The sequence below is a fragment of the Lysobacter sp. Root916 genome (assembly GCF_001429785.1).
GTDB lineage: Bacteria > Pseudomonadota > Gammaproteobacteria > Xanthomonadales > Xanthomonadaceae > Lysobacter.
The window spans coordinates 1-24115 of the sequence record NZ_LMJF01000013.1 but is presented as its reverse complement, the minus strand read 5'-3'; the positions used below and the strand labels follow the sequence as shown (position 1 = coordinate 24115).

Here is a 24115-nt window from a genome sequence, read left to right as displayed (position 1 = left end):
CCGACGGCCGGCGACGCCCACGGCCGCAGATTGCCGGATTACCCCTGTCGATTCAACGACAATCCGGCACGAATTCCGCTATCGCGTTCGCATTCCTGCGTTCGAACGTGCGTTGCGCGCGCTCAAGCGCAGGGATCGGCGGGGTAGCGGCGCTGCATTTCCTCGGGCGTGAGCGCCTCGATGCTGTGACCGATGTTCCAGCGATGGCCGAACGGATCGATCACAGTGCCCGAGCGCTCGCCGTAGAAATGGTCGCGCGGCGCCATCGCCAGCCGCGCGCCGGCGGCGACCGCGCGCGCGACCGTCGCATCGGCGTCGTCCACGTGCAGATGCAGGGTGTGGCTGTGGCCGTGCTCGGGCACCGGGCGACGGATGTCGATCTCCGGATACTCCTCGCAGAGCATCAGGGTGCTGCCGCCCAGGTCGAGTTCGACATGGCCGATGCGGCCGCCGGGCTCGACCAGGCGGAACTTCTCGCTGGCCTCGAAGGCATAGGCATAGAACTCGATCGCGGCCTGGGCATCGGCGACGCAGAGGTAGGGGAACAGTTCGTGTACGGCCATGGCGGCGCTCCTGGTTGGGTGTGCGCGTCAGCCTGCGGCCCGGGCGCGCCGCGCGATTGGACGAAATTTACCTGGTTGCTGCGGCGGCGCGTGCGGCGCCACCTGCTCGCTGTGGGAGCGGCGTGAGCCGCGATGAGCCTGCGGCCACGACGAAACTCTGGGCGATGCGCGCGCCGTCGCGATTGCGCGATCGCGGCTTACGCCGCTCCCACAGAACGCCCACAGATCGCATCGGCGTGCGCGTCCGCGCTCAAGCCAGGGGCAGATGGTTGGGCGACGCGGGCGCGCGCGCCGCGTACTCGCGCGGGCTCACGCCGGCGAACTCGCGGAACTCGCGGATCAGATGGGATTGGTCGAAGTAGCCCGCGTCCAGCGCCAGCTGCGCCCAGGCCGGGCGCGGCGTCGCCGCCAAGCCGGCGAGCAGGCGCTGGAAGCGCAGCACGCGCGCATAGCGCTTGGGTGCCAGGCCGGCGGCGTCGCGGAAGCCGGCGATGAAATGGCGCGGGCTGCGGCCGCAGGCATCGGCCAGCGCCGCCACGTCGGTCGCCGCCGGCGCGCGCTGCACACTGGCCAGCGCCTGTGCGATCTGCGGATCCAGCCCGCGCCCGCTGCGCGCGCGGCGCAGGCGCGCGCCCAGAAAGTCCAGCAGCAGCGCGCGACGGCGGCCGCGGTCGGCGTCGCCGGCCAGGCGTTCGTACAGCAGCTCGGCCTCGTGCCCGCACAACTGGGCCAGATCGACATGGCCGTCGGCGAGTTCGGCCGCCGACACCCCGAACAGCGCCAGCGCCGCGCCCGGCCGCAGCACCGCGCCCACCGAGGCGGCGGGGTGGGCGGTGTCCTTGATGCAGTAACCGGCGCGCACGCCGCCGACGGTGGCGGCGCTGTAGCCGCGGCCCTGGCGATCGTCGGCGCTGGCGTAGATCCGCAGCGGCGGGCCGTCCAGGCGGATCGACAGATGCATCGCGCCGCTGGGCAGCGAGTGCTCGCGCGCATGCGCGGGCGGCGCGGGCGGCGCGGGCGGACGCGCGCAGGCCCAGACCTGCGCGACCCAGGGCCGCAACGCCGCCGCCTCGTGCATGCCCGCGTCCTCAGCCCTCGAACGCCGGCAGCTTGCGCTTCACCGCCACGTTCTTCAGCGTCACGTACTTGGGCAGGCCGTCGCGGCCGTAGGGCGGCGGCGCCTCGCCGCGGATCAGCGGCTCCAGGTATTTGCGCGCGCTGGCGGTGATGCCGTGGCCGTCCTTGCGGATGAAGCCGGCCGGCATCTTCTTCTCGTGGTTGGCGACCTTGTCCAGCGGCGCCGGCGCGATCTTCCAGCGGTAGGGCGCGTCGGAACCGCGCACGATCGCCGGCATCACCGCGTTCATGCCCTTGAGCGCGTACTCGACCGCGGCCTTGCCCACCGCGCGGGCCTGCTCGACGTCGGTCTTGGAGGCCAGGTGACGGGCCGAGCGCTGCAGATAGTCGGGCAGGGTCCAGTGGACCTTGTAGCCCAGTACGTCCTTGACCCGGCCGGCCAGGTGCGAGGCCACGCCGCCGAGTTGGGTATGGCCGAAGGAGTCCTTGCCGCCGCCGGCATCGGCGACGAAACGGCCGTCGGCGGTCTGGATGCCCTCGCTGGCGACCACCACGCAATAGCCCACGCGCTCGACCACGGCTTTGACGCGCCGGAAGAAGTCGGCCTCGTCGAACGGCCGCTCCGGAAACAGGATCAGGTGCGGGGCGTCGTCCGGGCCTTGGCCGGCCAGGCCGGCGGCCGCGGCCAGCCAGCCGGCGTGCCGGCCCATGGCTTCGTAGACGAAGACCTTGGTCGAGGTCTCGGCCATCGCGGCCACGTCCAGCGCCGCCTCACGCACCGACACCGCGGTGTACTTGGCGGCCGAGCCGAAGCCCGGGCAGCAGTCGGTCACGGCCAGGTCGTTGTCGACCGTCTTGGGCACGCCGATGCAGGTCAGCGGATAGCCGAATTCGGCCGCCAGGCGCGAGACCTTGAGGGCGGTGTCGGCCGAGTCGTTGCCGCCGTTGTAGAGGAACCAGCGCACGTCGTGGGCCTTGAGCACGGCCAGCAGGCGCTCGTAGCGGGCGCGGTCGGCGTCCAGGGATTTCAGCTTGACCCGGCAGGAGCCGAAGGCCCCGCCCGGGGTATGCGCCAGGGCCCGGATCGCCGCCGCCGATTCCTTGGAAGTGTCGATCAGGTCCTCGCGCAGGGCGCCGAGGATGCCGTTGCGGGCGGCCAGCACCTTGACCTTGCGCGCGCGGGCGGTCTCGATGACGGCCGAGGCGGTGGCATTGATGACGGCGGTCACGCCGCCGGATTGCGCGTACAGCAGGGTTCCAGAGGCCATGGGGGTTCCAGGATTGACGCCGGGATGCGGTAAGCTGACCGCAATATTGACGCCCGGCGGTGGGGTGGCGACGGCTGAGTGTAGCGCCGCGCCCCGGGCACGCGACCCAGGCCGCTCCCGAGAGAGCGCCGGCCGCGCGAGGCATTCTTGTTCTAGGAGCGATGTAGATGCGATTGGTACTTCTGGGCGCGCCCGGTTCCGGCAAGGGCACGCAGGCTGCGCGGCTCAAGGACCACCTGCAGGTGCCGCACATTTCCACCGGCGATTTGCTGCGCGCCGAAGTCGCGGCCGGCAGCAAGCTCGGCCTCGAGGCCAAGGCGGTGATGGACGCCGGCAATCTGGTCAGCGACGAGATCCTGCTGGGCATGCTCGAGGACCGTTTCTCGCGTCCGGACACCCACGGCGGCTTCATCCTCGACGGCTACCCGCGCAACCTGGCCCAGGCCGACGCGCTGGACGTGCTGTTGAAGAAGATCGGCCAGCCCATGGACTACGCCGTGCAGCTGGAAGTGCCGATCGAGCTGCTGGTCGAGCGCATCGCCGGCCGCGCCGCCGAGCAGGGCCGCAAGGACGACAGTCCCGAAGCCGTGCGCACCCGTTTGAAGGTCTACGACGACGTGACCGCGCCGGTGATCGAGTACTACCGCCAGCACGGCCGCCTCACCGCGATCGACGGCGTGGGCTCGTTGGACGAGGTGTTCACGCGGATCGTCGAGGCGTTGTCGCCGGCGCCGGTGGTTGGGTGAGTTTTCCGCTTCGTTTTTGCTTCCGCCTTTCGCTTTAGCCCCCTCTCCCGCTCGCGGGAGAGGGCTGGGGTGAGGGCACACGAATCCCAAAACCACGGCGCCAGTCTCGAAATCGCGACATCGGCTGCTAGCCAGCTTGCGTCGAACGCCAACTGTCGCGCGCCCTCACCCCTTGCCCTCTCCCGCAAGCGGGAGAGGGGGAGTAGGCCCTATGCGGGAGTCGCTGCGTTGAGCTTTCGCTGTTAATCCAGGACGTCGGATCTTGAAGCTACATATCTTGGGCATTGCCGGTACCTTCATGGGCGGCGTCGCCGCGCTCGCGCGCGAACTCGGTCATGAGGTCGAAGGCAGCGACCAGGCGGTGTATCCGCCGATGTCGACCCAACTGGAGCAGCTTGGCATCGCCCTGCGCCAGGGCTACCGGCCCGAACATATTTCCGCCGATTGCGACGAGGTCGTGGTCGGCAACGCGCTGTCGCGCGGCAACGACGCGGTCGAGCAGGTGCTCGACGACGGCCGCCGCTACACCTCCGGCGCGCAGTGGCTGTCCGAGCGCGTGCTGCCGGGTCGCGACACCCTCGCGGTCGCCGGCACCCATGGCAAGACCACCACCACCACCATCCTGACCTGGCTGCTCGAAGCCGCCGGCCGTGCGCCCGGCTTCCTGATCGGCGGCGTCGCCGAGGATTTCGGCGTGTCGGCGCGCGTCGGCGGCGGTCGCGAGTTCGTGGTCGAAGCCGACGAGTACGACACCGCCTTCTTCGACAAGCGCAGCAAGTTCGTCCACTACCGTCCGCTGGTGGCGATCCTCAACAACCTCGAGTACGACCACGCCGACATTTTCCCGGACGTGGCCGCGATCCAGCGCCAGTTCCACCACCTGGTGCGCACCGTGCCGCGCCGCGGCCGCCTGATCGTCAACGGCGAGGACGCGCGCCTGGCCGAAGTGCTGGCGATGGGCTGCTGGACGCCGGTGGAGACCTTCGGTCTGGACGCCGACGCGGCCCAGGGCGGCGCCGGCTACACCTGGAGCGCGCGCCTGCTAGCCCAGGACGGTAGCGCCTTCGTCGTGGTCCACAACGGCCACGAGATCGGCCAGGTGCAGTGGCCTTTGCTGGGCCGTCACAACGTGATGAACGCCTTGGCCGCGCTGGCCGCCGCCCACGCGGTCGGTGTCGATGTGGCGAGCGTGCTGCCCGCGCTGGCCGCCTTCCGCAGCGTCAAGCGTCGCCTGGAAGTGATCGGCGAGGCCGACGGCATCACCGTCTACGACGACTTCGCCCATCACCCGACCGCCATCGCGACCACCCTGGCCGGCCTGCGCGCGCGCGTCGGCGCGGCCCGCATCGTGGTGGCGATGGAGCCGCGCAGCAACTCCATGCGCCTGGGCGCGCATGCGCAGGCGCTGGCACCGTCCCTGGACGGCGCCGATGCGGTGGTGTTCCTGCACCGCCCGGAACTGGCCTGGGACGCCGGCCAGGTCGTCGCCGGCCTGCGCGGCGAAGGCGTGACAGCGGCCGATGCCGACAGCCTGATCGCGGCCCTGCGCGCTCGCGTGCGCGCCGGCGACCACGTCGTCTTCATGTCCAACGGCGGCTTCGACGGCGCGCCGCGCCGTTTTCTCGCCGCCTTGCGCGACGGCGCCGCCTAAGCGCGTTCCGCGTGCCGGTGGCCGCAGTGTGCGGCCGCCGGAATGACAATTCAAACGTGCCAATTTGCGTGCCATCCAGCACCGCTCCGTGCACGCCTGAGCGTTATATGTGCCATTAGTGCACACTTTAAATACCTATAAATCACCTTGTTAGTGCCTCGTTGCACGACAGAGGCGCGCTAGGCTCATGCTCGAGGTCCTGTCTAAGATAGCAACTGATAATTGTTATTTGTGCATATGAAAAGTGCCACTCCAGGCTGCGAGTTACGCAACAATGAGTTGCGTCACTCCCGCCGCCCGTGCGCCGCATCCCGCGCCCGCCCGGGCGGCCCGTTTCGGCCTGGCAGGATGCATGGGCGGTATTGCATGACTTCAAACCACGACGACTTCGCCCAGCGCCTGCGCCATGCGCTGGACTATTCGGGTTTCGCAAAGGGCCGCGGGCGCATCGGCGCGCTCGCGATCCAGTACAACGTCAGTCGCGAGACCGCGCGCAAATGGCTGGCCGGTCTGTCGCTGCCCGAATTGCAGCGCATGATCGACATCGCCAAACAGCAGCGCGTGAGCTTCGAATGGCTGAGCACCGGCCGCGGCAGCGTCGACGGCAACGGCGTATCGGTGCGCGATGCCGGCGGCCATTACGGCGATCCCGACGAACTGCAATTGGCCGGACTGGTGCAGCGGCTTTCGCGCAAAAAGCGCCGCGCCCTGATCGATCTGCTGGAGCCGCATTGAGGCGGTAGCGGCGCGCGCGGCGCGGGTACACTGGCGGCATGTCGACCGCTACCGACGCCGCAGCTTCCAGCCCGGAATCGCTGGGCCTGTTTCCCTTGCACACGGTGCTGGTGCCCGGCGCGGCGCTCGGCCTGCGCGTGTTCGAACCGCGCTATCTGGATTTGGTGCGCGAGTGCGGCCGCCGCGGCCGCGGCTTCGGGGTCTGTCTGATCATCGACGGCCAGGAGGTCGGCGCGCCGGCCAGCGCCGCCGCATTCGGCACCGAGGCCCTGATCGAGGATTTCGGCGCCGACGCCGACGGCCTGCTGACCTTGCGCGTACGCGGCGCCCGTCGCTTCCACGCGCGCCGCGTGCGGGTGCGCGACAACGGCCTGCAGGTGGCCGAAATCGAATGGTGCGCGCCCGATTCCGAGCAGGTACTGCGCCCGGAACACGGCTTGCTGGCGATCCTGCTGCAGGAGCTGATCGACCGCTTCGGCGGCGAACACGCGCTGGCGCCGCGCGTGCGCATGGAGGATGCCGCCTGGGTCGGCTGGCGCCTGGCCGAACTGCTGCCGCTGCAGCATGCGCAGCGCCAGGCGCTGTTGCAGATCGACGACCCGCACGAACGCCTGGACCGTCTGCTGGTCCTGTTGCCCTGAGCCAGCGACCGATGCCGGGTCGCCATACGATGCGCGCGCGGATGGGCCCTATGCCATCGCAAAGCCAGCCGTAGGATGCGATGAGCCGCCAGGCGAACCGCATCGCACCGCGTCACTCCGAACTGCATCGCTGCTCGCAGCGAAAGCGCCCAGCGCTCGCGCCCCGCCCTAAGGCGTGCGCGCCTTCACCGCCCCGGCATCGCCCGGTGCGACCGTGCGCAAGCGCAGCACCGGCGTGCCATGGAACCCGGTCGCCTCGATCGCGCTGAATTCCTTCAATGCCGCGCGCACGGTCGCGTGCGCGCGTGCGTCGTCGCTGGTCGGCAGCCACAACGCGGCCGCATCCAGGGGCTTGTTGAGTCGCAGCACCTGGCTGGTGCCCAGCCACAGCGGCGTGCCGTCCTCGAACGTCGCCGGCGCCGGCCACAGGCGCAGCGCGTATTGCTCGTCGGGGCGCGCGCCCGCGCGCAGGAACAGCAGGGATTCGGCCTGCGCATCCAGCGTGGCCGGCAGTACCGCCTGTTCCAGCGGCGGCGCGCTGTCGTTGAGCAGGGCGATCGTGGCCAGCCAATCGGCCTGCGGCTGCACCCGCCAGCCCTGCGCGATCAGGCTCGCGCGCAGCGGCTCCAGCGGGCCGGCGACCTGCAGGTCCAGCGGCCAGCGCCGGCGCAAATCGCGTTCGTTGCGATGCTCGGGCAGGGTCGCCCAATCGCGTCGCCACCAGTCGTCGATCGCCAGCACGCGGGTGGGCGCGGCCGCGGCGAACTTCGCCAGCAGCGCGTCGGCCGAGCGCGGCGCATGCCACAGCGCCGCGGCCGCGAAGCTGCCGTAGAACAGCCAGGCCAGCGGCCGCATCCAGAACGAACGCGCGACGTGGCGGCGATAGGCGATGCCCAGGATCAACAGCCAGACGATGCCGAACAGAGTGCCGCCGACCAGGTCGCTGGGCCAGTGCGCGCCCAGGTACAGGCGCGCGAAGCCGACCAGGGTGGTCACCACGCCCGCCAGCAAATACGGCCACACGCGTTGCCGCCCCGGCAACTCGCGCGCGATCAGCACCGCGAAGAAACCGAACACGATCGTAGTCATGGTGACCGCGACCGAAGGGAAGCCGAAGCCGGCCGGCGCGGTCGGCGGACGTGGCATGTCGATCGCCGCTTCCAGCAGCGAGGTCAGGGCCAGGCCGAACACGATCGCCGCGACCCAGTGCGCGGCCGCCATCCAGCGCCGCCGCCACAGCAGATAGCCCAGCGCGACCAGCGCCGCCGGCGCCAGCACCGCCGCGTCGCCCAGGCTGGCCAGCGCAGCCATCAGGCGGTCGGCCAGCGGATTGCGCAGGCTCCACATCAGTTCGTGGATGCTGTGATCCAGCGCCAGCGGACCGCCGCTGGCGAGCAGGGTCGCCAGCAGGGTGAACCAGACCCAGCTGATAGCCAGCAGGCATACGGCCAGGATCGCCAGCGAGGCCGACTCGGGCCGGTTCGGGTCGATCAGGGCTTCGGCATAGCGGCCCATGCGCGGATGCCGGCGGGTCCAGCGCAAGGCGCGCGCCAGCAGGTTATTGGCGTGCGCGGCGAACCAGCGCCAGGTGTAGAGCACGCAGGCCCAGACCAGCGCCACCGCCACCAGCAGCCCGCCCAGCACCAGGGCCAGACGGTCGGCGACCGCGGCCACCGCATCGTAGGACGCGCCCAGGAGCCAGCCCGGGGCCAGGAACGCGGCCGCCCAGGCGATGCAGGCGAACAGGCTGGGCAGGGCGTAGCGGCGCGCCGGCATGTGCAGCATGCCCGCGATCGCCGGCACGAACGGCCGCACCGCGCCGACGAAGCGCGCGATCAGGATGCTTTTGCTGCCATGGCGGCGGAACAACTGCTCGCCGCGATCCAGCCATTGCGGATAGCGCGAGAACGGCCAGCGTTGGCGCAGCTGCGGCCCCCAGCGATAGCCGACCCAATAGCTCAGGCCGTCGCCGGCGAAGGCGCCCGCCGCCGCGCAGGCCAGCGCATAAGGCCCGCTGATGTGGCCCAGGCCGACCAGTGCGCCGACCGCGAACAGCAGCGGCAGGGCCGGCACCACGATGCCCGCCAGGATCAGGGCATCGCAGAACGCAATCAGGAAGATCACCGCGCCGGCGGCGGTGGGGTTCGCCGCGATCCATGCGGTCGCGCTTTCGAGCCAGGCTGAATCCATCGCTCGATTATAGGAGCCGGGATTGGCGATTCGGGATTCGGGATACGCAAAAGCGGCGATGCGTGGCGTCGGTACACTGGGCTCATGACAGTTGACATCGCCAAGGGCCGGGATTCGAGATTCGCGATTCGGGATCCGTAGAGCGCCGCCGCGGCGCGTCGGTACACTGGTCTCAGCCTGCCCCGGACCTTCGACACAGCGCCCTCCGCCTTTGCCAATCCCGAATCCTCCATCCCCAATCCCGGCCGTGGAAGTCGCCGCGCTCAAGGCCGACAGCTTCGGTCGCATCGCGCTGATGCGCGACGGCGACGGCCTGTTCGTGCGCCGCGACCTCGCCCACGTGCCGCTGTGGCTGCGTTTGCCGGCCTGGTGGCTGGCGCGGCGCGAGGCCCTGGCGCTGCGCCGCGTGCACGGCCTGGCCGCGCCGCAGCTGCTGCGCTGGGACGGGCGCCGGCTCGACCGCAGCTATCTCGACGGCGCCGCCATGTACCAGCGCCCGCCGCACGGCGATGTCGCCTACTTCCGGCGCGCGCGCCGCCTGCTGCAGCAACTGCATCGCTGCGGCATCGCCCACAACGATCTGGCCAAGGAGGCCAACTGGCTGGTGCTGGCCGACGGCGCGCCGGCGGTGATCGACTTCCAACTGGCGGTGCGCGGGCGCCCGCGCGCGCGCTGGCTGCGCCTGCTCGCGCGCGAGGACCTGCGCCATCTGCTCAAGCACAAGCGCACTTACTGCCCGCAGGCTTTGACGCCGATCGAGCGGCGCCTGCTCAAGCGGCCCTCCTGGCTACGCCAGGCCTGGTTCGCGACCGGCAAACCGGTATACCGCTTCGTGACCCGGCGCATCCTGCATTGGGAGGACAACGAAGGGCAGGGACCCAAGCCTTGACGGCAGGGATTAGGGGGTTGGGATTAGGGATTAGGATGTGGGCTTGCGGATGCTTGCGAATCCCTAACCTCTGATCCCTAATTCCGGCCTTCCACCATGACCAGCCTCTCCGGCAAGACCCTCTTCATCACCGGCGCCTCGCGCGGCATCGGCCGCGCGATCGCACTGCGCGCCGCGCGCGACGGCGCCAACATCGCGATCGCGGCCAAGTCCGACGTCGCCAATCCCAAGCTGCCCGGCACCATTCACAGCGTCGCCGCCGAGATCGAGGCCGCCGGCGGCCGCGCGCTCGCGCTCAAGTGCGACATCCGCGAGGAGGACGAGGTCCGCGCCGCGGTCGCGGCCACCGTCGACGCGTTCGGCGGCCTCGACATCCTGGTCAACAACGCCAGCGCGATCTGGCTGCGCGGCACCCTGGACACGCCGATGAAGCGCTTCGACCTGATGCAGCAGGTCAACGCGCGCGGCAGTTTCCTGTGCGCGCAGGCCTGTCTGCCGCATCTGTTGAAGGCACCCAACCCGCATATCTTGACCCTGGCGCCGCCGCCGAACCTCGATCCCAAGTGGTGGGCGCCGCACACCGGCTACACCCTGGCCAAGATGGGCATGAGTTTCGTCACCCTGGGCCTGGCCGCCGAGTTCGGGCCGCAGGGCGTGGCGGTCAACGCGCTGTGGCCGCGCACGGTGATCGCCACCGATGCGATCAACATGATTCCGGGCGTGCAGGCCGAACGCTGCCGTAGGCCCGAAATCGTCGCCGACGCCGCACAGGCGGTGCTGACGCGGCCGGCGCAGGGCTACCACGGCCACTTCCTGATCGACGACGAAGTGCTGGCCGCGCAAGGCGTCACCGACTTCGCGCGCTACGCGGTCGATCCGACCCAGCCTCTGCTGCCGGACCTGTTCCTGGACTCCGACCGCGCGCACCAGCCCCCGCGCTGAGTCCGCGCGCGCTCCACCATCGCCTCCGTAGGATGCGGTGAGCGCAGCGAACCGCATCGCGTCGCATCGCCACGCGCCCGCGCAAGCGACGACAGCAGGGTGAGCGCGGCCCATCGCCGCGCCCACCGCATCGCCGCCTTACTTCTTCGCCGTCGCCTTTAGCGAATCCGACAGCGCATACATCAGGTCGACATAGAAGCGCTCGGCCTGCGCCAGCCCGGCAATCTTCGAACCGGCCTGCGGTTCCACCACCATGTACTCGTTGGGCGCGTGCGCGCCGCTGCCGTGGCCCAGGCCGCCGGCGATCATCGGCAGGCCCAGGGTCTGGGTGAACACGTAGTAGGGCGCACTGCCGGCCAGGCGCGGCGCGATGGTGGGGGTGAAGCCGTACTTGCGGTAGGTGCCGATCGCCGCGCGCGACAACGGTGCGTCCACCGAGGTCTGCGCCGGCGGATAGCCGGACAGCTGGCGCACCACGATGTCGTCGAAGCCCTGTGCGTCGAGCTGCTTGCGGATCAGGCCCAGCGCCTGCTCCGGGGTCTGGTTGGGCACCAGCCGCGAATCGACCTTGGCCACCGCGCGGTGCGGCAGGATGGTCTTGACGCCTTCGCCGGTGTAGCCCGCGACCAGGCCGTCGATGTTGAGGGTGGTGTCGAACAATTCCGATGCCACCGCCTCGCGCACGCTGCGCCCGTTCTTCCAGCGCGTCGCGCCCAGCACCTCCAGGGTCTTGGCCGCGTCCTGCTCGCGGTCGCGGATCAGGCCGTTGTACAGGCGCTGTTCCTCGGCGTTGGGCGGGCGGATCGCGTCGCGGTAGCCCGGCACCGCGATCTCGCCCTCGGGCGTGGTCAGGGTCGACAGCGCCTGCACCAGGCGCCAGGTCGGCGAATCCAGGGTCGCCGCCATCGAGCCGTGCACCTCGCTCTTCTGCGAACCGCCGGTCTTGGCATTGCCGCGCGCTTCCAGCTCGAAATACAGGATGCCCTTCACGCCCAGGAACATGCTGGGCTCGCCGTCGCGGCCCTGGGTGTTCATCGGGAAGAACACGCCGTCGGCCTTGCGCAGTTGCGCTTCGTACTTGGCCACCACTTCCGGATAGTGCGGCGAGCCCAGCTCTTCCTCGCCCTCGGCCAGCACGATCAGGTTCACCGGCGGCTTGCCGCGCACCTTGATCATCGCCGCCAGCGCATTGAGAAACGCGCGCTGCGGGCCCTTCTGATTGGTCGCGCCGCGCGCCATCAACACCTTGCCCAGGCCGGGCTCGTCGACCAGCTCGCCCTTGAAGGCGTCGACCTTCCAGCCGGTGGGCTCGATCGGCTGCACGTCGTACATCATGTAGACGACCAGCGTGTGTTCGGCACCGGCGTCGTAGTAGCCGTAGACGCCAGGGTGCCCGGAAGTCGGCACCAGCGCGGTGTCGCGGAAGCCCAGGCCCTGCAGGTCGGCGCGCAGCAGCTCGGCCATTTCCTGGATGCCCTGGTTCTGCGCGCTGATCGACGGCTGCCGCACCCAACGCTGCAGCTGTTCCAGATCCTGCGCGCGGTGCTGTTCGAGGTAGGCGTAGATGTCGGCGTAGTCGCCGGTGTAGGCGGGCACCGAGGCGGCGTCGAACGCGGCGGTCTCGGTGATCGAGATCTTGGGCGCGGGCGCATTGGGCGGCGCCGCGGCGGCGGAGCCGGCGGCGAGCAGGGCGGACAGCAGACAGGCGAACGACGAGCGGCGCGGCTGGGTCATGAGCGTGGGGTCCCTGGAGTGGTCTGCCGATTCTGCGCGCGACCCCCGGTTCACCGCATGACGCAGCGCACAGTGCGTCCTGCCGCATTCCGCCTTGTCGCCCCTGCGCGGTCGGGCTAAGGTCTGCGGGCTTTCCGATCAGGGGTGGGAATGTCGTACTTGCAGGGTCTGCCGGCGTTCGCCGGTTATTTCGGGGTCGGGCTGGGGTTCGTCGCCTTGTTTCTGGCGGTGTACCTGCAACTCACGCCGCATCGCGAACTGCAGTTGATCCGCGACGGCAACCTCGCCGCCAGCACCGCCCTGGCCGGCGCGCTGCTCGGCTTCTGTCTGCCGCTGGCCAGCGCGATGGCGCACAGCCTCAGCCTGATCGATCTGGCCGTGTGGGGCGCGGTCGCGATGCTGACGCAGGCCGCCGCGCATGTGCTGACCCGCTTGCTGCTGCCGGGATTTCCCGCGCGCATCGAGCGCGGCGAGCAGGCCGCCGCGCTGTTGTCCGCCACCCTGCATCTGGGCGTGGGCCTGATCAACGCCGCGGCGATGACTTACTGACGATGGCGAAGAAGAAACGCGGCGCGTCGCAGTACACGCCCACGATCACCCGCCCCGGCCCGCTCAAGCGCAAGCGCTCCTACGCGGTGCCTTTACTGTGGCTGGGCGCGGCCGGGCTGATCGGTTATCCGATCGTGCGCGATCTCACCGCCGAGCCGGTGCAGCGCGGCGGTTACGCCGATCGCTACAGCTGCGAATGCGACTACAGCGATCGCTGCACCTACGAGAACGGGCGCTGGTACGGGCCCTGGTATCCGCAGAAGGCGCAGGACCCGCGCGACGAGCAGGCCGGCAACCGCTGCCGCCACCATCGCGGCTACTACGGCGGCTACGGTAGCTACGGCAACAGTGCTGGCTTGCGCAGCGACGCCGAATACCGCGCGCCGACGGTCGAACGCGGTTACCGCGGCGGTTTCGGCCGCACCGGCGCCGCGCACTCGGTCCGTTCCTGATGCGCCGCGAGCGTTGCGCGCCGCGGCCGGACTGGCGCGCGCGGGTGGAGGCACTGGGCTTCGACTTCCACAGCCTCGACGGCGCCTACTGGGTCGACGACGCCTGCTACCGCTTTCGCGAAGACCAGATCGACCGCATCGAAGCCGCGACCGGCGAGTTGCACCAACTGTGCCTGCAAGCCGTAGCTCACGTCGTCGAACGCGGCGATTACGCCGTGTTGGGCTTGAGCGCGCGCGCCGCCGAACTGGCCGAGTGCTCCTGGCGCGCCAAGGAGCCGGCGCTGTACGGCCGCTTCGATCTGGCCTACGACGGCTATGGAGAACCCAAGCTGCTCGAGTACAACGCCGATACCCCGACCTCGCTGTTCGAGGCCGCGGTGGTGCAGTGGTACTGGCTGGAAGACACCGCCGCCGGCGCCGATCAGTTCAATCTGATCCACGAGCGCCTGGTCGAGCGCTGGTCGCAGGTGCTGCCCGTCGGCGCGCAGGTGCATTTCGCCGGCTGCCTGGAGGCGCCGGAGGACCGCGCGACCGTCGAGTACCTGCGCGAGACCTGCGCCCAGGCCGGCTACGCGACCCAATCGCTGGACATCGCCGAGATCGGCTGGCTCGATTCGAACTACGTCGATCTCGACGACCGCCCGATCGCGCAGCTGTTCAAGCTTTACCCCTGGGAATGGTTGCTGGACGAGCCTTTCGCGGAGCACCTGCCGGCGGCGCCGACGCGCTGGATCGAGCCGGCCTGGAAGCAGTTGCTGTCGAACAAGGCCCTGCTGCCGCTGCTGTGGCGCATGTTCCCGGGCCATCCCAACCTGCTGCCGGCCTCGCACGATCCGGCCGCGATCGACGGCCCGCTGGTCGCCAAGCCGCGCCTGGGCCGCGAAGGCGAGGGCGTGGCGATGTTCGAACGCGCCCCGCTGATGGCCGCGCCGGACACGGTTTACCAGGCTTATTCGCCGCTGTACCAAAGCGCCGCCGGCCACGCCGTGCTCGGCGCCTGGGTGGTCGGCGACGTCGCTGCCGGACTGGGCGTGCGCGAGGACGGCGACCGCATCACCCGCAACAGCAGCCGCTTCGTGCCGCACTGCTTCGACTGAACCTGCGCGCCAGCGCCGGCCGCCGACTTGGGCGAGAATATGCGTTCTCCCCAACCGATCCCGCGTCGATGACCGCCTCCACCGAATCGCTGTTCGCCCTTTCCGAGCGCTACTACCTGCCGGTCTACCGTCCGCGCCGGATCGTGCTCGACCACGGCCAGGGCGCGCGTATCTGGGACCGCGACGGTCGCGAGTACGTGGATTTCGGCGCCGGCATCGCCGTCAACGCGCTAGGCCACGCCCATCCGGCGCTGATCGCCGCGCTGACCGAGCAGGCCGGCAAGCTCTGGCACACCAGCAACGTGTTCGTGAGCGAACCGCCGCTGCGCCTGGCCGAGGCGCTGGTGAGCGCGTCGGGTTTCGCCGAGCGGGTGTTCTTCTGCAATTCCGGCGCCGAGGCCAACGAGGCCGCGATCAAGCTCGCGCGCAAGTGGGCGACCGCGCAGGGCCGCGAGCCCGAGCGTCGCGCCATCCTGAGTTTCCGCGGCAGCTTCCACGGCCGCACCCTGGCCGCGGTCACCGCCACCGCCCAGCCCAAGTACCACGAGGGCTTCGAGCCGCTGCCGCCGGGCTTCCGCTACAGCGATTTCAACGATCTGGCCGCCGCCGAAGCGGCGATGGCCGACGGCGCGGTCTGCGCGGTGCTGGTCGAGCCGGTGCAAGGCGAGGGCGGCGTGACGCCGGCCACCGCGGAGTTCCTGAGCGGTCTGCGCGCGCTGTGCGATCGCCACGACGCCCTGCTGATCCTCGACGAAATCCAATGCGGCATGGGCCGCACGGGCCGCTTGTTCGCCTGCCACGGCTATGAGGTAGTGCCCGATGTGGTCACCTTGGCCAAGGCGCTGGGCAGCGGCTTCCCGATCGGCGCCATGCTGGTCGGCGCGCGCGCCGGTCAGAGCATGCAGTTCGGCGCTCACGGCACCACCTTCGGCGGCAATCCGCTCGCGGCCGCGGTCGCCAACGCGGCCCTGCGCGAGCTGTCGTCGCCGGCGCTGCTGGCCAATGTGCTGCGTCAGTCCGAGGCCTTGCGCGCGGCCCTGGCGGCGCTAGACGAGGAGTACTCGTTGTTCTCCGAAGTGCGCGGCCGCGGCCTGATGCTGGGCGCGCAACTGCGTCCCGAGCACGCCGGCAAGGCCGGCGAGATCCTCGACCGCTGCGTCGACCACGGCCTTCTCCTGCTGCAGGCCGGCCCCGACGTGCTGCGCTTCGTGCCGGCGCTGAACATCTCCGACGCCGACATCGGCGAAGGTTTGGCGCGCCTGCGCGCCGCGCTGGCGGCGTTCCTGGGCCGCTGATCGCCAAGCTCGGACGATGAGCGACGGCGACTGCGTCTTCTGCGCGATCGTGGCCGGCACAGCGCCGGCCGCGATCGTCCACGAAGACGCCATTGCCATCGCCTTCCTGGATCTGCGCCAAGCGGTGCCCGGCCACGTCTTGGTGGTGCCGCGCGCCCACGTGCCCAATATCTACGCGCTGGACGAAGCCACCGCCGCGCACCTGATGACGCTGGCGGTGCGCATCGCCAAGGCCCTGGCCGCCGACGGCGCGCCCGACGGCCTCAACCTCTGGCAGTCCAACGGCGAGGCCGGCGGGCAGGAAGTGCCGCATGTGCATCTGCATGTGCATCCGCGCCGTCATGGCGACGGCTTGCTCGACGTGTACCCAGCCGGAGTTCCCGCGCCCACCGATCACGCGACCTTGCGCGTGCTCGCACACACCATCGCCGCACGCCTGTCCGCGTCCTGACGACGCGACACGGTCCGGCCTCCTTCGTCGCGTACCTGTCCGGGCTAGCATCCGCTGCTTAACTAAACGATAATGATTATCGTTTGCATAAACAGCCGGAGAACCCATGCCCCGCTCTCGTATCACCCCGGCTCCCTTGGCCGTGGCGCTAATGCTCGCCCTGACCGCGCCCGTCGCGCTGGCCCAGACCTCTTCCAGCCCCGACGACGGTGACGCGGCGGCGGATCGGGCCACCACGCTGGACCATGTGGTCGTCGAGGGCGCGGCGGTGGAGGGCTACCAGGCCGACAGCGCCCGCAGCGCGACCAAGACCGACACCCCGATCTCGGAAACGCCGCAGGCGATCACGGTGGTGACCGGGCAACGCATGACCGACCAGGGCGCGCAGAGCGTGCAGGACGCGCTCAACTACGCCGCCGGCGTGCGTTCGGAAGCCTACGGCCTGGATTCGCGCGGCGACTGGACCCTGATCCGCGGCAGTTCGCCCAGCGAATACCTCGACGGCCTGCGCAACGCGTTCAACTACTACACCAGCAGCGCGCGCACCGATCCCTACATGCTCGAACGCATCGAAGTGCTGCGCGGCCCGGCCTCGATGCTGTTCGGGCAGGGCAGCACCGCCGGTATCGTCAACCTGGTCAGCAAGCGCCCGCAAGCGCAGACCCGGCGCGAGATCGGCGTGCAGATCGGCAGTTTCGATCGCCGCCAGCTCAACGCCGATTTCACCGGCCCGCTCAGCGACGACGGCACCTGGTTGTATCGTCTGGTCGGCGTGTACCGAGACAGCGCCACCCAGGTCGACAATGTCGACGACGACCGCCGCCTGTTCGCGCCCTCGCTGACCTGGAAGCCCAACGAGGACACCTCCCTGACCGTGCAACTGCGTTGGCAGCGCGATCGCACCGGTTCCACTTCGCAGTTCTTCGGCTGGAGCGGCCTGCTGGCGCCCAACCCGAACGGACGCGTGCCAGCGCATCGCTACATCGGCAATCCCGGCGATCACTACGACACCGACCGCAGCACCGCCGGCTGGTCGTTCGAGCATCGCTTCAACGAGAACTGGACGGTCCGCCAATCCTTCCGCGCCACGCGCAACAAGGTCGATTACGCCAGCGTCTACGGCAATCCCTTCCTCGATCCCACCGATCCCTTCCTCGACGCGCAGCAGCGGCTCTTGCCGCGCGAAGGCTGGTTCGCCAAGACCCAGGTACGGATGCAGAACATCGACCAGCACGTCGAGGGCCGCTTCAGGACCGGCGCGATCGATCACCAGATGCTGCTGGGGCTGGACGCGGTGCGCTTCAAGCAGGACGAGGCCCAGTTGTTCGACAGCAACGTGCCGCCGGTAGACATCTTCGATCCGGTGTACACGCCCTATACGCCGCCGGCGTTGGGCGCACCGGTCAAGACCCGCCAACGTCAGGTCGGCCTGTACCTGCAGGACCAGATGAAGTTCGGCGAGCATTGGATCGTGGTCGCCGGTGTGCGCCACGACCGGGTCAACAACGGGCTGGCCGGCGCCGCCGACGAAGACACCAGCGCCATCACCAAGCGCCTGGGCCTGATGTTCCACGATTGGGCCGGCTGGTCGCCGTACCTGAGCTACAGCGAATCCTTCACTCCCTTGGCCGGCACCAACGCCATCACCGGCGCGCGTTACACGCCGCAAAAGGGCGAGCAGGTCGAAGCCGGCCTGAAGTTCGAACCGGCCGGGCGCGATCTGAGCTTTAGCGCCGCCGCCTACGAGCTGCGCGAGGAAAATCGCCTGGTCCCCGATCCGCGCAACCCCAACACCAACATCCAGGCGGGCAAGACCAAGGTCAGCGGCGTGGAGCTGGAAGTCGGCGGCCGGCTGACCGAAACGTTCGACATCACCGCGCACTACAACTACCTGGAGAACGACAGGCAGCTCGAAGCCACGCCGCGCCACCAGGCCGCGGTCTGGGGCAAGCAGCGCTTCCGCATCGGCGGCCGCGAAGGCTACGCCGCCGGCCTGGGCCTGCGCTACATGAGCGCCTTCGACAGCCTGCCCGCGCCGACCACGCCGGCGGTGACCCTGGCCGATGCGATGCTGTCCTACGACACCGGCGTCTGGCGCTGGGCGCTCAACGTCAACAACCTGACCGACAAGCGCTACTTCAGCATCTGCATGGGCCGCGGCGACTGCTGGTTCGGCGCGCGCCGCAACATCGGACTGAGCGCGACGTTCGTGTTCTGATGTGGCTCGAGAGTGGGCGTAAACGACCGGCGAATTCGCCGGCCGTTTACGCCGCTACACGGTTGCGACGCGCCGCCTCGGATGGCGACAGCCATCGCTCGTGCCGATCCTGGGCGCGCCGCGGATCAGTGCAAGCGCGGAATATCGTTCAGGGGCACACCGTTGTTCGCGGTCGGGTTGCCATTTCCGTCCCATTCGAAGTAGCGGCCGTACGCGGTCACCGTTTCGATGATGCCGTTCGGGCCGCTCCGCTGCTCGCGACTACCGAACTTGCAAGTCGTTCCCGCCGGCCGATAGGCACAGGGACCGTTGGCATAGCGCGGAGTGCTCAGCAGCGTGTTACTGGCGATCAGCGAGCCGGCTGCGTCGTAAGTCCAATAACGTCCATAAGCGGTGATCGATTCGTACAGTCCGCCCCATTGCGGCGGATTGAACATGTCGCGCGTGTCGAAGGTGCAAGGCGCGCCGCCTGCGTAGGCGCAAGGCCCATTGGCGTAGCGAGGTACGCTGGTCAAAAGCGATCCGCTGTTGCCCAAGGCGTTGTTGTTTTGGTCGAAGTTCCAATAGCGGCCGTAGGCGGTCACCGATTCGATATAGCCGAACCCCGGATAGTCGAGCGCGGTCACCGAATCGAGCGTGCAAGTCTGGCCGGCCGGCGCGTACTGACAAGGGCCGTCCTTATAGTGCGGGAACGCGTTGAGCTTTTTCGCCACGCCGTTTTGATTGCCAGCTGCATCGAACTGCCAGCGGTAACCGTACGCATAGACCGATTCCACCAGCGTGCCGCTGCCGTTGACGTACTGGCTGTGGCCTTCGATGCTGCAGCTCAACGGGTAGGATGGATTGCCGGCGCTGCACGGCCCGGTGCTGGTGGTCGCCGCCAATGCCACTGAGTTCGCGACGTTGAGCAGGCCGGGGCCGCAGTTGGGGCCGCAAGACAGGAGTGCGGTCGCGGATTGCTGCAAGATTCGACCGACTTGATCGGGCCGCAGATTCGGCTTGACCGACAGCATCAGGCCGACGGTCCCGGATACGTGGGGCGCGGCCATCGAGGTGCCCGATAGGTAGCGATAGCAATGCGAATTGCCGCTAGCCGGGGAGGTGGTCCAGGCCGATACGACGCCGCGTTGCTTGATCTGGGAATTGAAGGCGCTCGCGGGGTCGGAGTTGCACAGCGGAACGCCCAGCACGCTCAGCATGCCGCCATAGACCGTCGAAGTCGGTAGGACGTTGCCTTGCGAATCGTACGAGAACGAGCCGCCGCCGCCGGGAGCGGTGATGCCGATGTTCGACCCGCGATTGCTGTAGAGCGCGAGGGAGCTGCTGGGATCGATGGCTGCGACCGAGATCACGTCGGGGCAGGATGCCGGCGTCGCGTTGTCGACGTTGCCAGCCCCGTTGCCCGCGGCGGCGACCAGCGTCACGCCATTGTCCCGGGCACGCCGGATGGCCGCGCGCAGGACTGGAAAAGACCCCTGAGTGCAGGCGCCGGGAAACTCGAAGCTCATATTGATGACGCGCGCGCCTTTGTCGGTTGCCCAGTCGATGCTATTGGTGATCCACAGCGTGTTCGGGTTGTCGAGGCCGTTGCCCGGAGCGACGATGCCGGTACCGCTGTCGCCGACCTTCGCGTTCATCAGCGTGCAACCCGGACAGACCCCAGCGCCGCCTGTGTTGTTGTCGACCGTGGCGCCGACGATGCCGGCCACATGGGTGCCGTGGCGCCAGCTTCCATTGTCCGTAGCGGGCTGACCAGGCGCTGGGGCGTTGTACTCGTCGATCATGTTGTACTGGTCGACCATGAAGCGGCCGCTCAAATCCGGATGATCCGAGCGGCCCGTGTCGAGTACGGCGATGCGCACCGAGGCGTTGCCCCTGCCCGAGGCGGCCCATGCGTTTGACAGCGAGATGGCCGGGTAGTGCCATTGCTCCGCGAACAGGGGGTCGCTGGAGAAAGCGAACAGATAGTTCAGCTGCGCGTATTCCACATCGTCGCGCTGGCGCAATTCGGCCAGCAGGGCCAAGGTTTCGGCCTTCGCCGCATCCTTGTCGGAACGTGCGGCGTTCGGGCGGCGGATCTTCGCGACCCAGAAATGCTGGGACGGCCGCTCCAGTGCGATATCGGCCGAGGCGGCGGCCAGCGCCGACTTTTCCCCGCCGGGCTTGAACTTGACGAGGACTTCGTAGGGAATGAAACGCGGTTGAGTGTCGGTTCCGGGCGGCGGGGCCGCCATCGCGCTATGGATCGAGGCCGCGCTGAGCAGCGCGACGAGCAGGTACGGGTGGGGCTTCATGGTTGGTCCTTGTGGTTATTCGCATTCGAGAGGAATCGAAAATCACAACCTAGTAGCCAGACCAAGCATACCTGCGGCGATCCGGGCGCGCTTGCGCCCGAATCGGATGCGTATCACGGAACAATCGAGGCGAGTTCGAGTGTCTGAGAACTTGCATGTCGCCGCCGCGAACGCGGGGCGGGCGCGTATCACAAGGCCGCGAAACTCGCGCACGCGGCCTCCAGCGTGTGCGCGATCTCGGCCTCGCCGTGCGCGCTGGACAGGAAGCCGGCCTCGAACGCCGACGGCGCCAGGTACACGCCGCGCTCGAGCATGCCGTGGAAGAAGCGGTTGAAGCGCTGGGTATCCGAGGCCATCGCGTCGGCGAAGCTGTTCACCGGCCCTTCGCGGAAATACAGGCCGAACATGCCCGGCGCGCGAGTGGTATGGAAGGCCACGCCGGCCTCGCGCGCGGCCGCTTCCAGGCCGTCGCACAGCGCGTGCGTGCCGCGTTCCAGCGCCTCGTGGAAGCCCGGCGCGCGGATCAGGTCCAGCGTCGCCAGGCCCGCGGCCATCGCCACCGGGTTGCCGCTCAAGGTGCCGGCTTGATAGATCGGGCCGCTGGGCGCGACCTGCTTCATCAGATCGCGACGGCCGCCGTAGGCGCCCACCGGCATGCCGCCGCCGATGATCTTGCCGAAGGTGCTCAGGTCCGGCTTGATGCCGTAACGCTGCTGCGCGCCGCCCAGCGCGACTCGGAAACCGGTCATCACCTCGTCGAAGATCAGCAGCGCGCCGTAATTGCTGCACAGGGCGCGCAGATGCTGCAGATAACCCTCGCGCGGCAGGATGCAGTTGGCGTTGCCGACGATGGGTTCGATGATCAGGCCGGCGATCTGATCGCCGACATCGTCGAACAAGCGCGTCGCCGCCTCGAAATCGTTGTAGGGCAGGGTCAGGGTCAGGTCGGCCAGCGCCGAGGGCACGCCCGGCGAATTCGGCAGGCCCAGGGTGAGCGCGCCGCTGCCGGCCTTGACCAGGAAACTGTCGCCGTGGCCGTGATAGCAGCCCTCGAACTTGACGATGCGCGTGCGCCCGGTCGCGCCGCGCGCCACCCGGATCGCCGACAGCGTGGCCTCGGTGCCCGAATTCACCATGCGCACCATCTCGCAGCTGGGCACGATCGAAGTGATCGCCTCGGCCATGGTCACCTCCAGCGCATTGGGCACGCCGAAGCTCAAGCCGTCGCGCATGGTGCGCGCGACCGCGTCCAGCACCTGCGGATGGGCGTGGCCGGCGATCATCGGGCCCCAGGACCCGACGTAGTCGACGTAACGGTTGCCGTCGACGTCGTACAGATACGCACCTTCGGCGCGCTGGGCGAAGAACGGCTCGCCGCCGACGGATTTGAACGCGCGCACCGGCGAATTGACGCCGCCGGGCAGCAGCTCGGAAGCGCGGGTGAACAGGGCGTGCGAACGGGCGTTATTCATGGGCAGGCAGGGGTCTTCAGGTAAGAGAAACGGAATCGGAATCGGGGGAGTCGAAACAGGCCCGGTACGCGCGCGTCGCGGCGGCCGGATCCGGCGCGTCGAACACGCCGCTGATCACCGCCAGCAGGTCGGCGCCGGCCGCGACCAGCGCCGGCGCATTGTCCGGGGTGATGCCGCCGATGGCCACCCGCGGCACGTTCAAATCCGCCGCGTCGCGCAGCAGCTGCGGCGCCGCGCGACGCGCGTTGGGCTTGGTCGGCGACGGAAAGAACGCGCCGAACGCGACGTAGTCTGCGCCGGCTGCGACCGCCGCGCAGGCGAGGGCGCCCTGGTCGTAGCAGGACACGCCGAGGATCGCATCCGCGCCCAGAGCGGCGCGCGCGGCCGCGATGTCGCCGTCGTCCTCGCCCAGATGCGCGCCGTCGGCACCGATGCGCGCGGCCAGGCGCCAGTCGTCGTTCACGATCAGCGGCACCTGGTACTGCCGGCACAGCGCTAGCAAGGCGCGCGCCTGGCGTTCGCGGGCGACCTCGTCGGCGGCCTTGTTGCGGTACTGCAGCCAGGCCGCGCCCGCACCGAGCACGGTGCCGACCCGCGCCAGCAGGCGCGCGTCGTCGGCTTCGTCGGGGGTGATCGCATAGACGCCGCGGCGCGGCCAGGATGAATGCATGACGGCGCTTCCGTGGGCGCGGCGGGGGTGGGACAATGCTTGTCCCGCAAGACAGCCATTATCCGCCCATATGTCCGAGATCGCCGCCGCTACCGTGTTCCGCACCTGGATGTGCGTCGTTTGCGGCTTCATCTACGACGAGGCCAAGGGCCTGCCGGAAGAGGGCATCGCCCCGGGCACCCGCTGGGCGGACGTACCCGATACCTGGACCTGTCCGGACTGCGGTGTGACCAAGGACGACTTCGAGATGATGGAGCTCTGAGCGCCCAGGCGGTTCAGGGCTGGGGCAGACCGGGCCCGAAGGTCAGCACGGCGCCGTCCTGCAGTTTCAGCTTGGCCGCCTGGCCGGCGTTGAGTTCCAGCACGTAACGCGCCGGCGCGGCGCTGGGGTAGGGCGGGCACTGGTTGCCGGCCGAGCACGGCGGCACGTCGCGCTGCTGCGACACCAGCTTGCGGTCGCTGTCGAAGTACAGGATGTCCAGCGGAATCTTGGTGTTTTTCATCCAATAGGCCTGCGGTTCCTGGCGCTCGTGGATGAAGACCATGCCGCGGTCGTCGGCCATTTCCTCGCGGAACATCAGGCCCATGGCGCGCTCTTCGTCATCGTCGGCGACTTCCACCGTATAGCGCTGCCCGGCCAGCTCCACCCAGGGGTCGGCGCCGCTGGCGCAACCGGACAGGGCCAGGCCGCAGCAGGCGGCCAACAGACGTAGCTTGGACATCGAGCGTTCCTTGTTGCCTAAGGGTGCGGCGACCATCGGGCAGCGCGGCGCGGCGGTCAAGTCGAATTATTTTCGCTGACCCCCTTCCCTATTCAGCTTGAGCTGTGCACAATGCGCGCCCCGCCGAGCTGCATCGATTGAGCGCGGCGGGGCGGATCGAAAGTGGCATCGAAAACGGTTGACGGATTCGGAGGCTGCTGTAAGATGCGCGGCCCACCAGACGGGACGGCTTTAGGGCCTGAACGGAACGGTGGGAAGCGGTAGAAAAAAGGTTTCGCAGGGTGTTGACGGTCGCGAAATCTGCTGTAAGATGTGCGGCTCCCTCGGGCACTTTGGTGACGAGGCCGGAACAAGGCGCTGAGGCCGGTTCCAACGATCTTTGACAGTGTGCGCAGGTGACTTGTGCGGGCGTCTGGCCGGTGGTGTTAGTCCATCAGCAGACGTTCGTAACAGAGTCCA

22 protein-coding genes are annotated in these 24115 nt (G+C 69.0%); 13 read left to right on the top strand and 9 right to left on the bottom strand.

Annotated elements, in window-relative coordinates:
• Positions 1–122: 122 nt before the first annotated feature.
• From ASE35_RS12650 to ASE35_RS12640, 3 genes are all read right to left on the bottom strand, one after another.
• On the bottom strand, positions 123–563 hold the full coding sequence (locus ASE35_RS12650; protein WP_056180066.1) for a VOC family protein: 441 nt from the start codon (positions 561–563) through the stop codon (positions 123–125).
• A gap of 250 nt (positions 564–813) precedes the next feature.
• A complete protein-coding gene (locus tag ASE35_RS12645) occupies positions 814–1641 on the bottom strand; it encodes a helix-turn-helix transcriptional regulator (RefSeq protein WP_057164075.1) in 828 nt (275 codons plus the stop codon).
• 10 nt (positions 1642–1651) lie between these two features.
• Complete coding sequence (locus ASE35_RS12640) at positions 1652–2908, bottom strand: 6-phosphofructokinase (RefSeq protein ID WP_057160861.1); 1257 nt, start codon at positions 2906–2908, stop codon at positions 1652–1654.
• 167 nt (positions 2909–3075) lie between these two features.
• Here ASE35_RS12640 and ASE35_RS12635 point away from each other — a divergent pair, with 167 nt between their 5' ends.
• The 4 genes from ASE35_RS12635 to ASE35_RS12620 all read left to right on the top strand — a co-directional run bounded on the left by ASE35_RS12635 (position 3076) and on the right by ASE35_RS12620 (position 6681).
• The gene (locus ASE35_RS12635) at positions 3076–3654 is read left to right on the top strand and encodes an adenylate kinase (protein ID WP_056180057.1); all 579 of its coding nucleotides are present in this window, start codon (positions 3076–3078) and stop codon (positions 3652–3654) included.
• A 259-nt stretch (positions 3655–3913) separates the two neighbouring features.
• The gene (gene mpl, locus ASE35_RS12630; protein WP_057160860.1) at positions 3914–5305 is read left to right on the top strand and encodes a UDP-N-acetylmuramate:L-alanyl-gamma-D-glutamyl-meso-diaminopimelate ligase; all 1392 of its coding nucleotides are present in this window, start codon (positions 3914–3916) and stop codon (positions 5303–5305) included.
• A 366-nt stretch (positions 5306–5671) separates the two neighbouring features.
• The gene (locus ASE35_RS12625; protein ID WP_056180051.1) at positions 5672–6040 is read left to right on the top strand and encodes a hypothetical protein; all 369 of its coding nucleotides are present in this window, start codon (positions 5672–5674) and stop codon (positions 6038–6040) included.
• Positions 6041–6078: 38 nt separating this feature from the next.
• Positions 6079–6681 carry an LON peptidase substrate-binding domain-containing protein gene (locus tag ASE35_RS12620; protein WP_057160859.1) on the top strand — a complete coding sequence of 201 codons (603 nt, stop codon included), beginning with the start codon at positions 6079–6081 and terminating at the stop codon, positions 6679–6681.
• A 168-nt stretch (positions 6682–6849) separates the two neighbouring features.
• Here the strand turns inward: ASE35_RS12620 and ASE35_RS12615 are convergent, their stop codons facing one another.
• Positions 6850–8871: a bifunctional DedA family/phosphatase PAP2 family protein gene (locus tag ASE35_RS12615; RefSeq protein WP_057164073.1), complete on the bottom strand. Its 2022-nt coding sequence runs from the start codon at positions 8869–8871 to the stop codon at positions 6850–6852.
• Between the two features lie 247 nt (positions 8872–9118).
• Here ASE35_RS12615 and ASE35_RS12610 point away from each other — a divergent pair, with 247 nt between their 5' ends.
• Together ASE35_RS12610 and ASE35_RS12605 are read left to right on the top strand one after the other, a co-directional pair.
• Positions 9119–9760: a serine/threonine protein kinase gene (locus tag ASE35_RS12610; RefSeq protein ID WP_235570071.1), complete on the top strand. Its 642-nt coding sequence runs from the start codon at positions 9119–9121 to the stop codon at positions 9758–9760.
• A gap of 96 nt (positions 9761–9856) precedes the next feature.
• Positions 9857–10702 (top strand): NAD(P)-dependent oxidoreductase, encoded by an 846-nt coding sequence (locus ASE35_RS12605; RefSeq protein ID WP_057164071.1) that lies wholly within the window; start codon positions 9857–9859, stop codon positions 10700–10702.
• A 138-nt stretch (positions 10703–10840) separates the two neighbouring features.
• Here the strand turns inward: ASE35_RS12605 and ASE35_RS12600 are convergent, their stop codons facing one another.
• Positions 10841–12436, bottom strand: coding sequence for a M20/M25/M40 family metallo-hydrolase (locus ASE35_RS12600; RefSeq protein WP_082607285.1), 1596 nt, complete (start codon positions 12434–12436; stop codon positions 10841–10843).
• 150 nt (positions 12437–12586) lie between these two features.
• Here ASE35_RS12600 and ASE35_RS12595 point away from each other — a divergent pair, with 150 nt between their 5' ends.
• The 6 genes from ASE35_RS12595 (at position 12587) to ASE35_RS12570 (ending at position 18498) form a co-directional block, all read left to right on the top strand.
• Positions 12587–12985, top strand: coding sequence for a DUF350 domain-containing protein (locus ASE35_RS12595; protein ID WP_056180041.1), 399 nt, complete (start codon positions 12587–12589; stop codon positions 12983–12985).
• A 2-nt stretch (positions 12986–12987) separates the two neighbouring features.
• Positions 12988–13437 (top strand): hypothetical protein, encoded by a 450-nt coding sequence (locus tag ASE35_RS12590; protein ID WP_057164069.1) that lies wholly within the window; start codon positions 12988–12990, stop codon positions 13435–13437.
• Entirely contained in the window at positions 13437–14534 is a 1098-nt protein-coding gene (locus ASE35_RS12585; RefSeq protein ID WP_057164067.1) for a glutathionylspermidine synthase family protein, read from the top strand. Before ASE35_RS12590 ends, ASE35_RS12585 begins: the two co-directional genes overlap by 1 nt.
• Positions 14535–14602: 68 nt before the next feature.
• Positions 14603–15829 carry an acetylornithine/succinyldiaminopimelate transaminase gene (locus ASE35_RS12580; RefSeq protein ID WP_056180032.1) on the top strand — a complete coding sequence of 409 codons (1227 nt, stop codon included), beginning with the start codon at positions 14603–14605 and terminating at the stop codon, positions 15827–15829.
• 16 nt (positions 15830–15845) lie between these two features.
• On the top strand, positions 15846–16280 hold the full coding sequence (locus ASE35_RS12575; RefSeq protein WP_057164065.1) for an HIT family protein: 435 nt from the start codon (positions 15846–15848) through the stop codon (positions 16278–16280).
• Between the two features lie 106 nt (positions 16281–16386).
• Complete coding sequence (locus tag ASE35_RS12570; RefSeq protein WP_057164063.1) at positions 16387–18498, top strand: TonB-dependent siderophore receptor; 2112 nt, start codon at positions 16387–16389, stop codon at positions 18496–18498.
• Between the two features lie 125 nt (positions 18499–18623).
• On the opposite strand, the gene ASE35_RS12565 is transcribed toward ASE35_RS12570, so the two are convergent.
• The 3 genes from ASE35_RS12565 to thiE form a co-directional block, all read right to left on the bottom strand.
• Positions 18624–20792 carry a S8 family serine peptidase gene (locus ASE35_RS12565; protein WP_057160853.1) on the bottom strand — a complete coding sequence of 723 codons (2169 nt, stop codon included), beginning with the start codon at positions 20790–20792 and terminating at the stop codon, positions 18624–18626.
• Between the two features lie 188 nt (positions 20793–20980).
• A complete protein-coding gene (gene hemL, locus ASE35_RS12560; RefSeq protein WP_057164061.1) occupies positions 20981–22264 on the bottom strand; it encodes a glutamate-1-semialdehyde 2,1-aminomutase in 1284 nt (427 codons plus the stop codon).
• A gap of 16 nt (positions 22265–22280) precedes the next feature.
• Positions 22281–22934 carry a thiamine phosphate synthase gene (gene thiE, locus ASE35_RS12555; RefSeq protein WP_057164059.1) on the bottom strand — a complete coding sequence of 218 codons (654 nt, stop codon included), beginning with the start codon at positions 22932–22934 and terminating at the stop codon, positions 22281–22283.
• Positions 22935–23004: 70 nt separating this feature from the next.
• On the opposite strand from thiE, the gene ASE35_RS12550 reads away from it, so the two are divergent.
• Complete coding sequence (locus tag ASE35_RS12550) at positions 23005–23196, top strand: rubredoxin (protein WP_056180017.1); 192 nt, start codon at positions 23005–23007, stop codon at positions 23194–23196.
• A gap of 13 nt (positions 23197–23209) precedes the next feature.
• Here the strand turns inward: ASE35_RS12550 and ASE35_RS12545 are convergent, their stop codons facing one another.
• A complete protein-coding gene (locus ASE35_RS12545; RefSeq protein ID WP_057161132.1) occupies positions 23210–23656 on the bottom strand; it encodes a DUF192 domain-containing protein in 447 nt (148 codons plus the stop codon).
• Between the last annotated feature and the right edge of the window lie 459 nt (positions 23657–24115).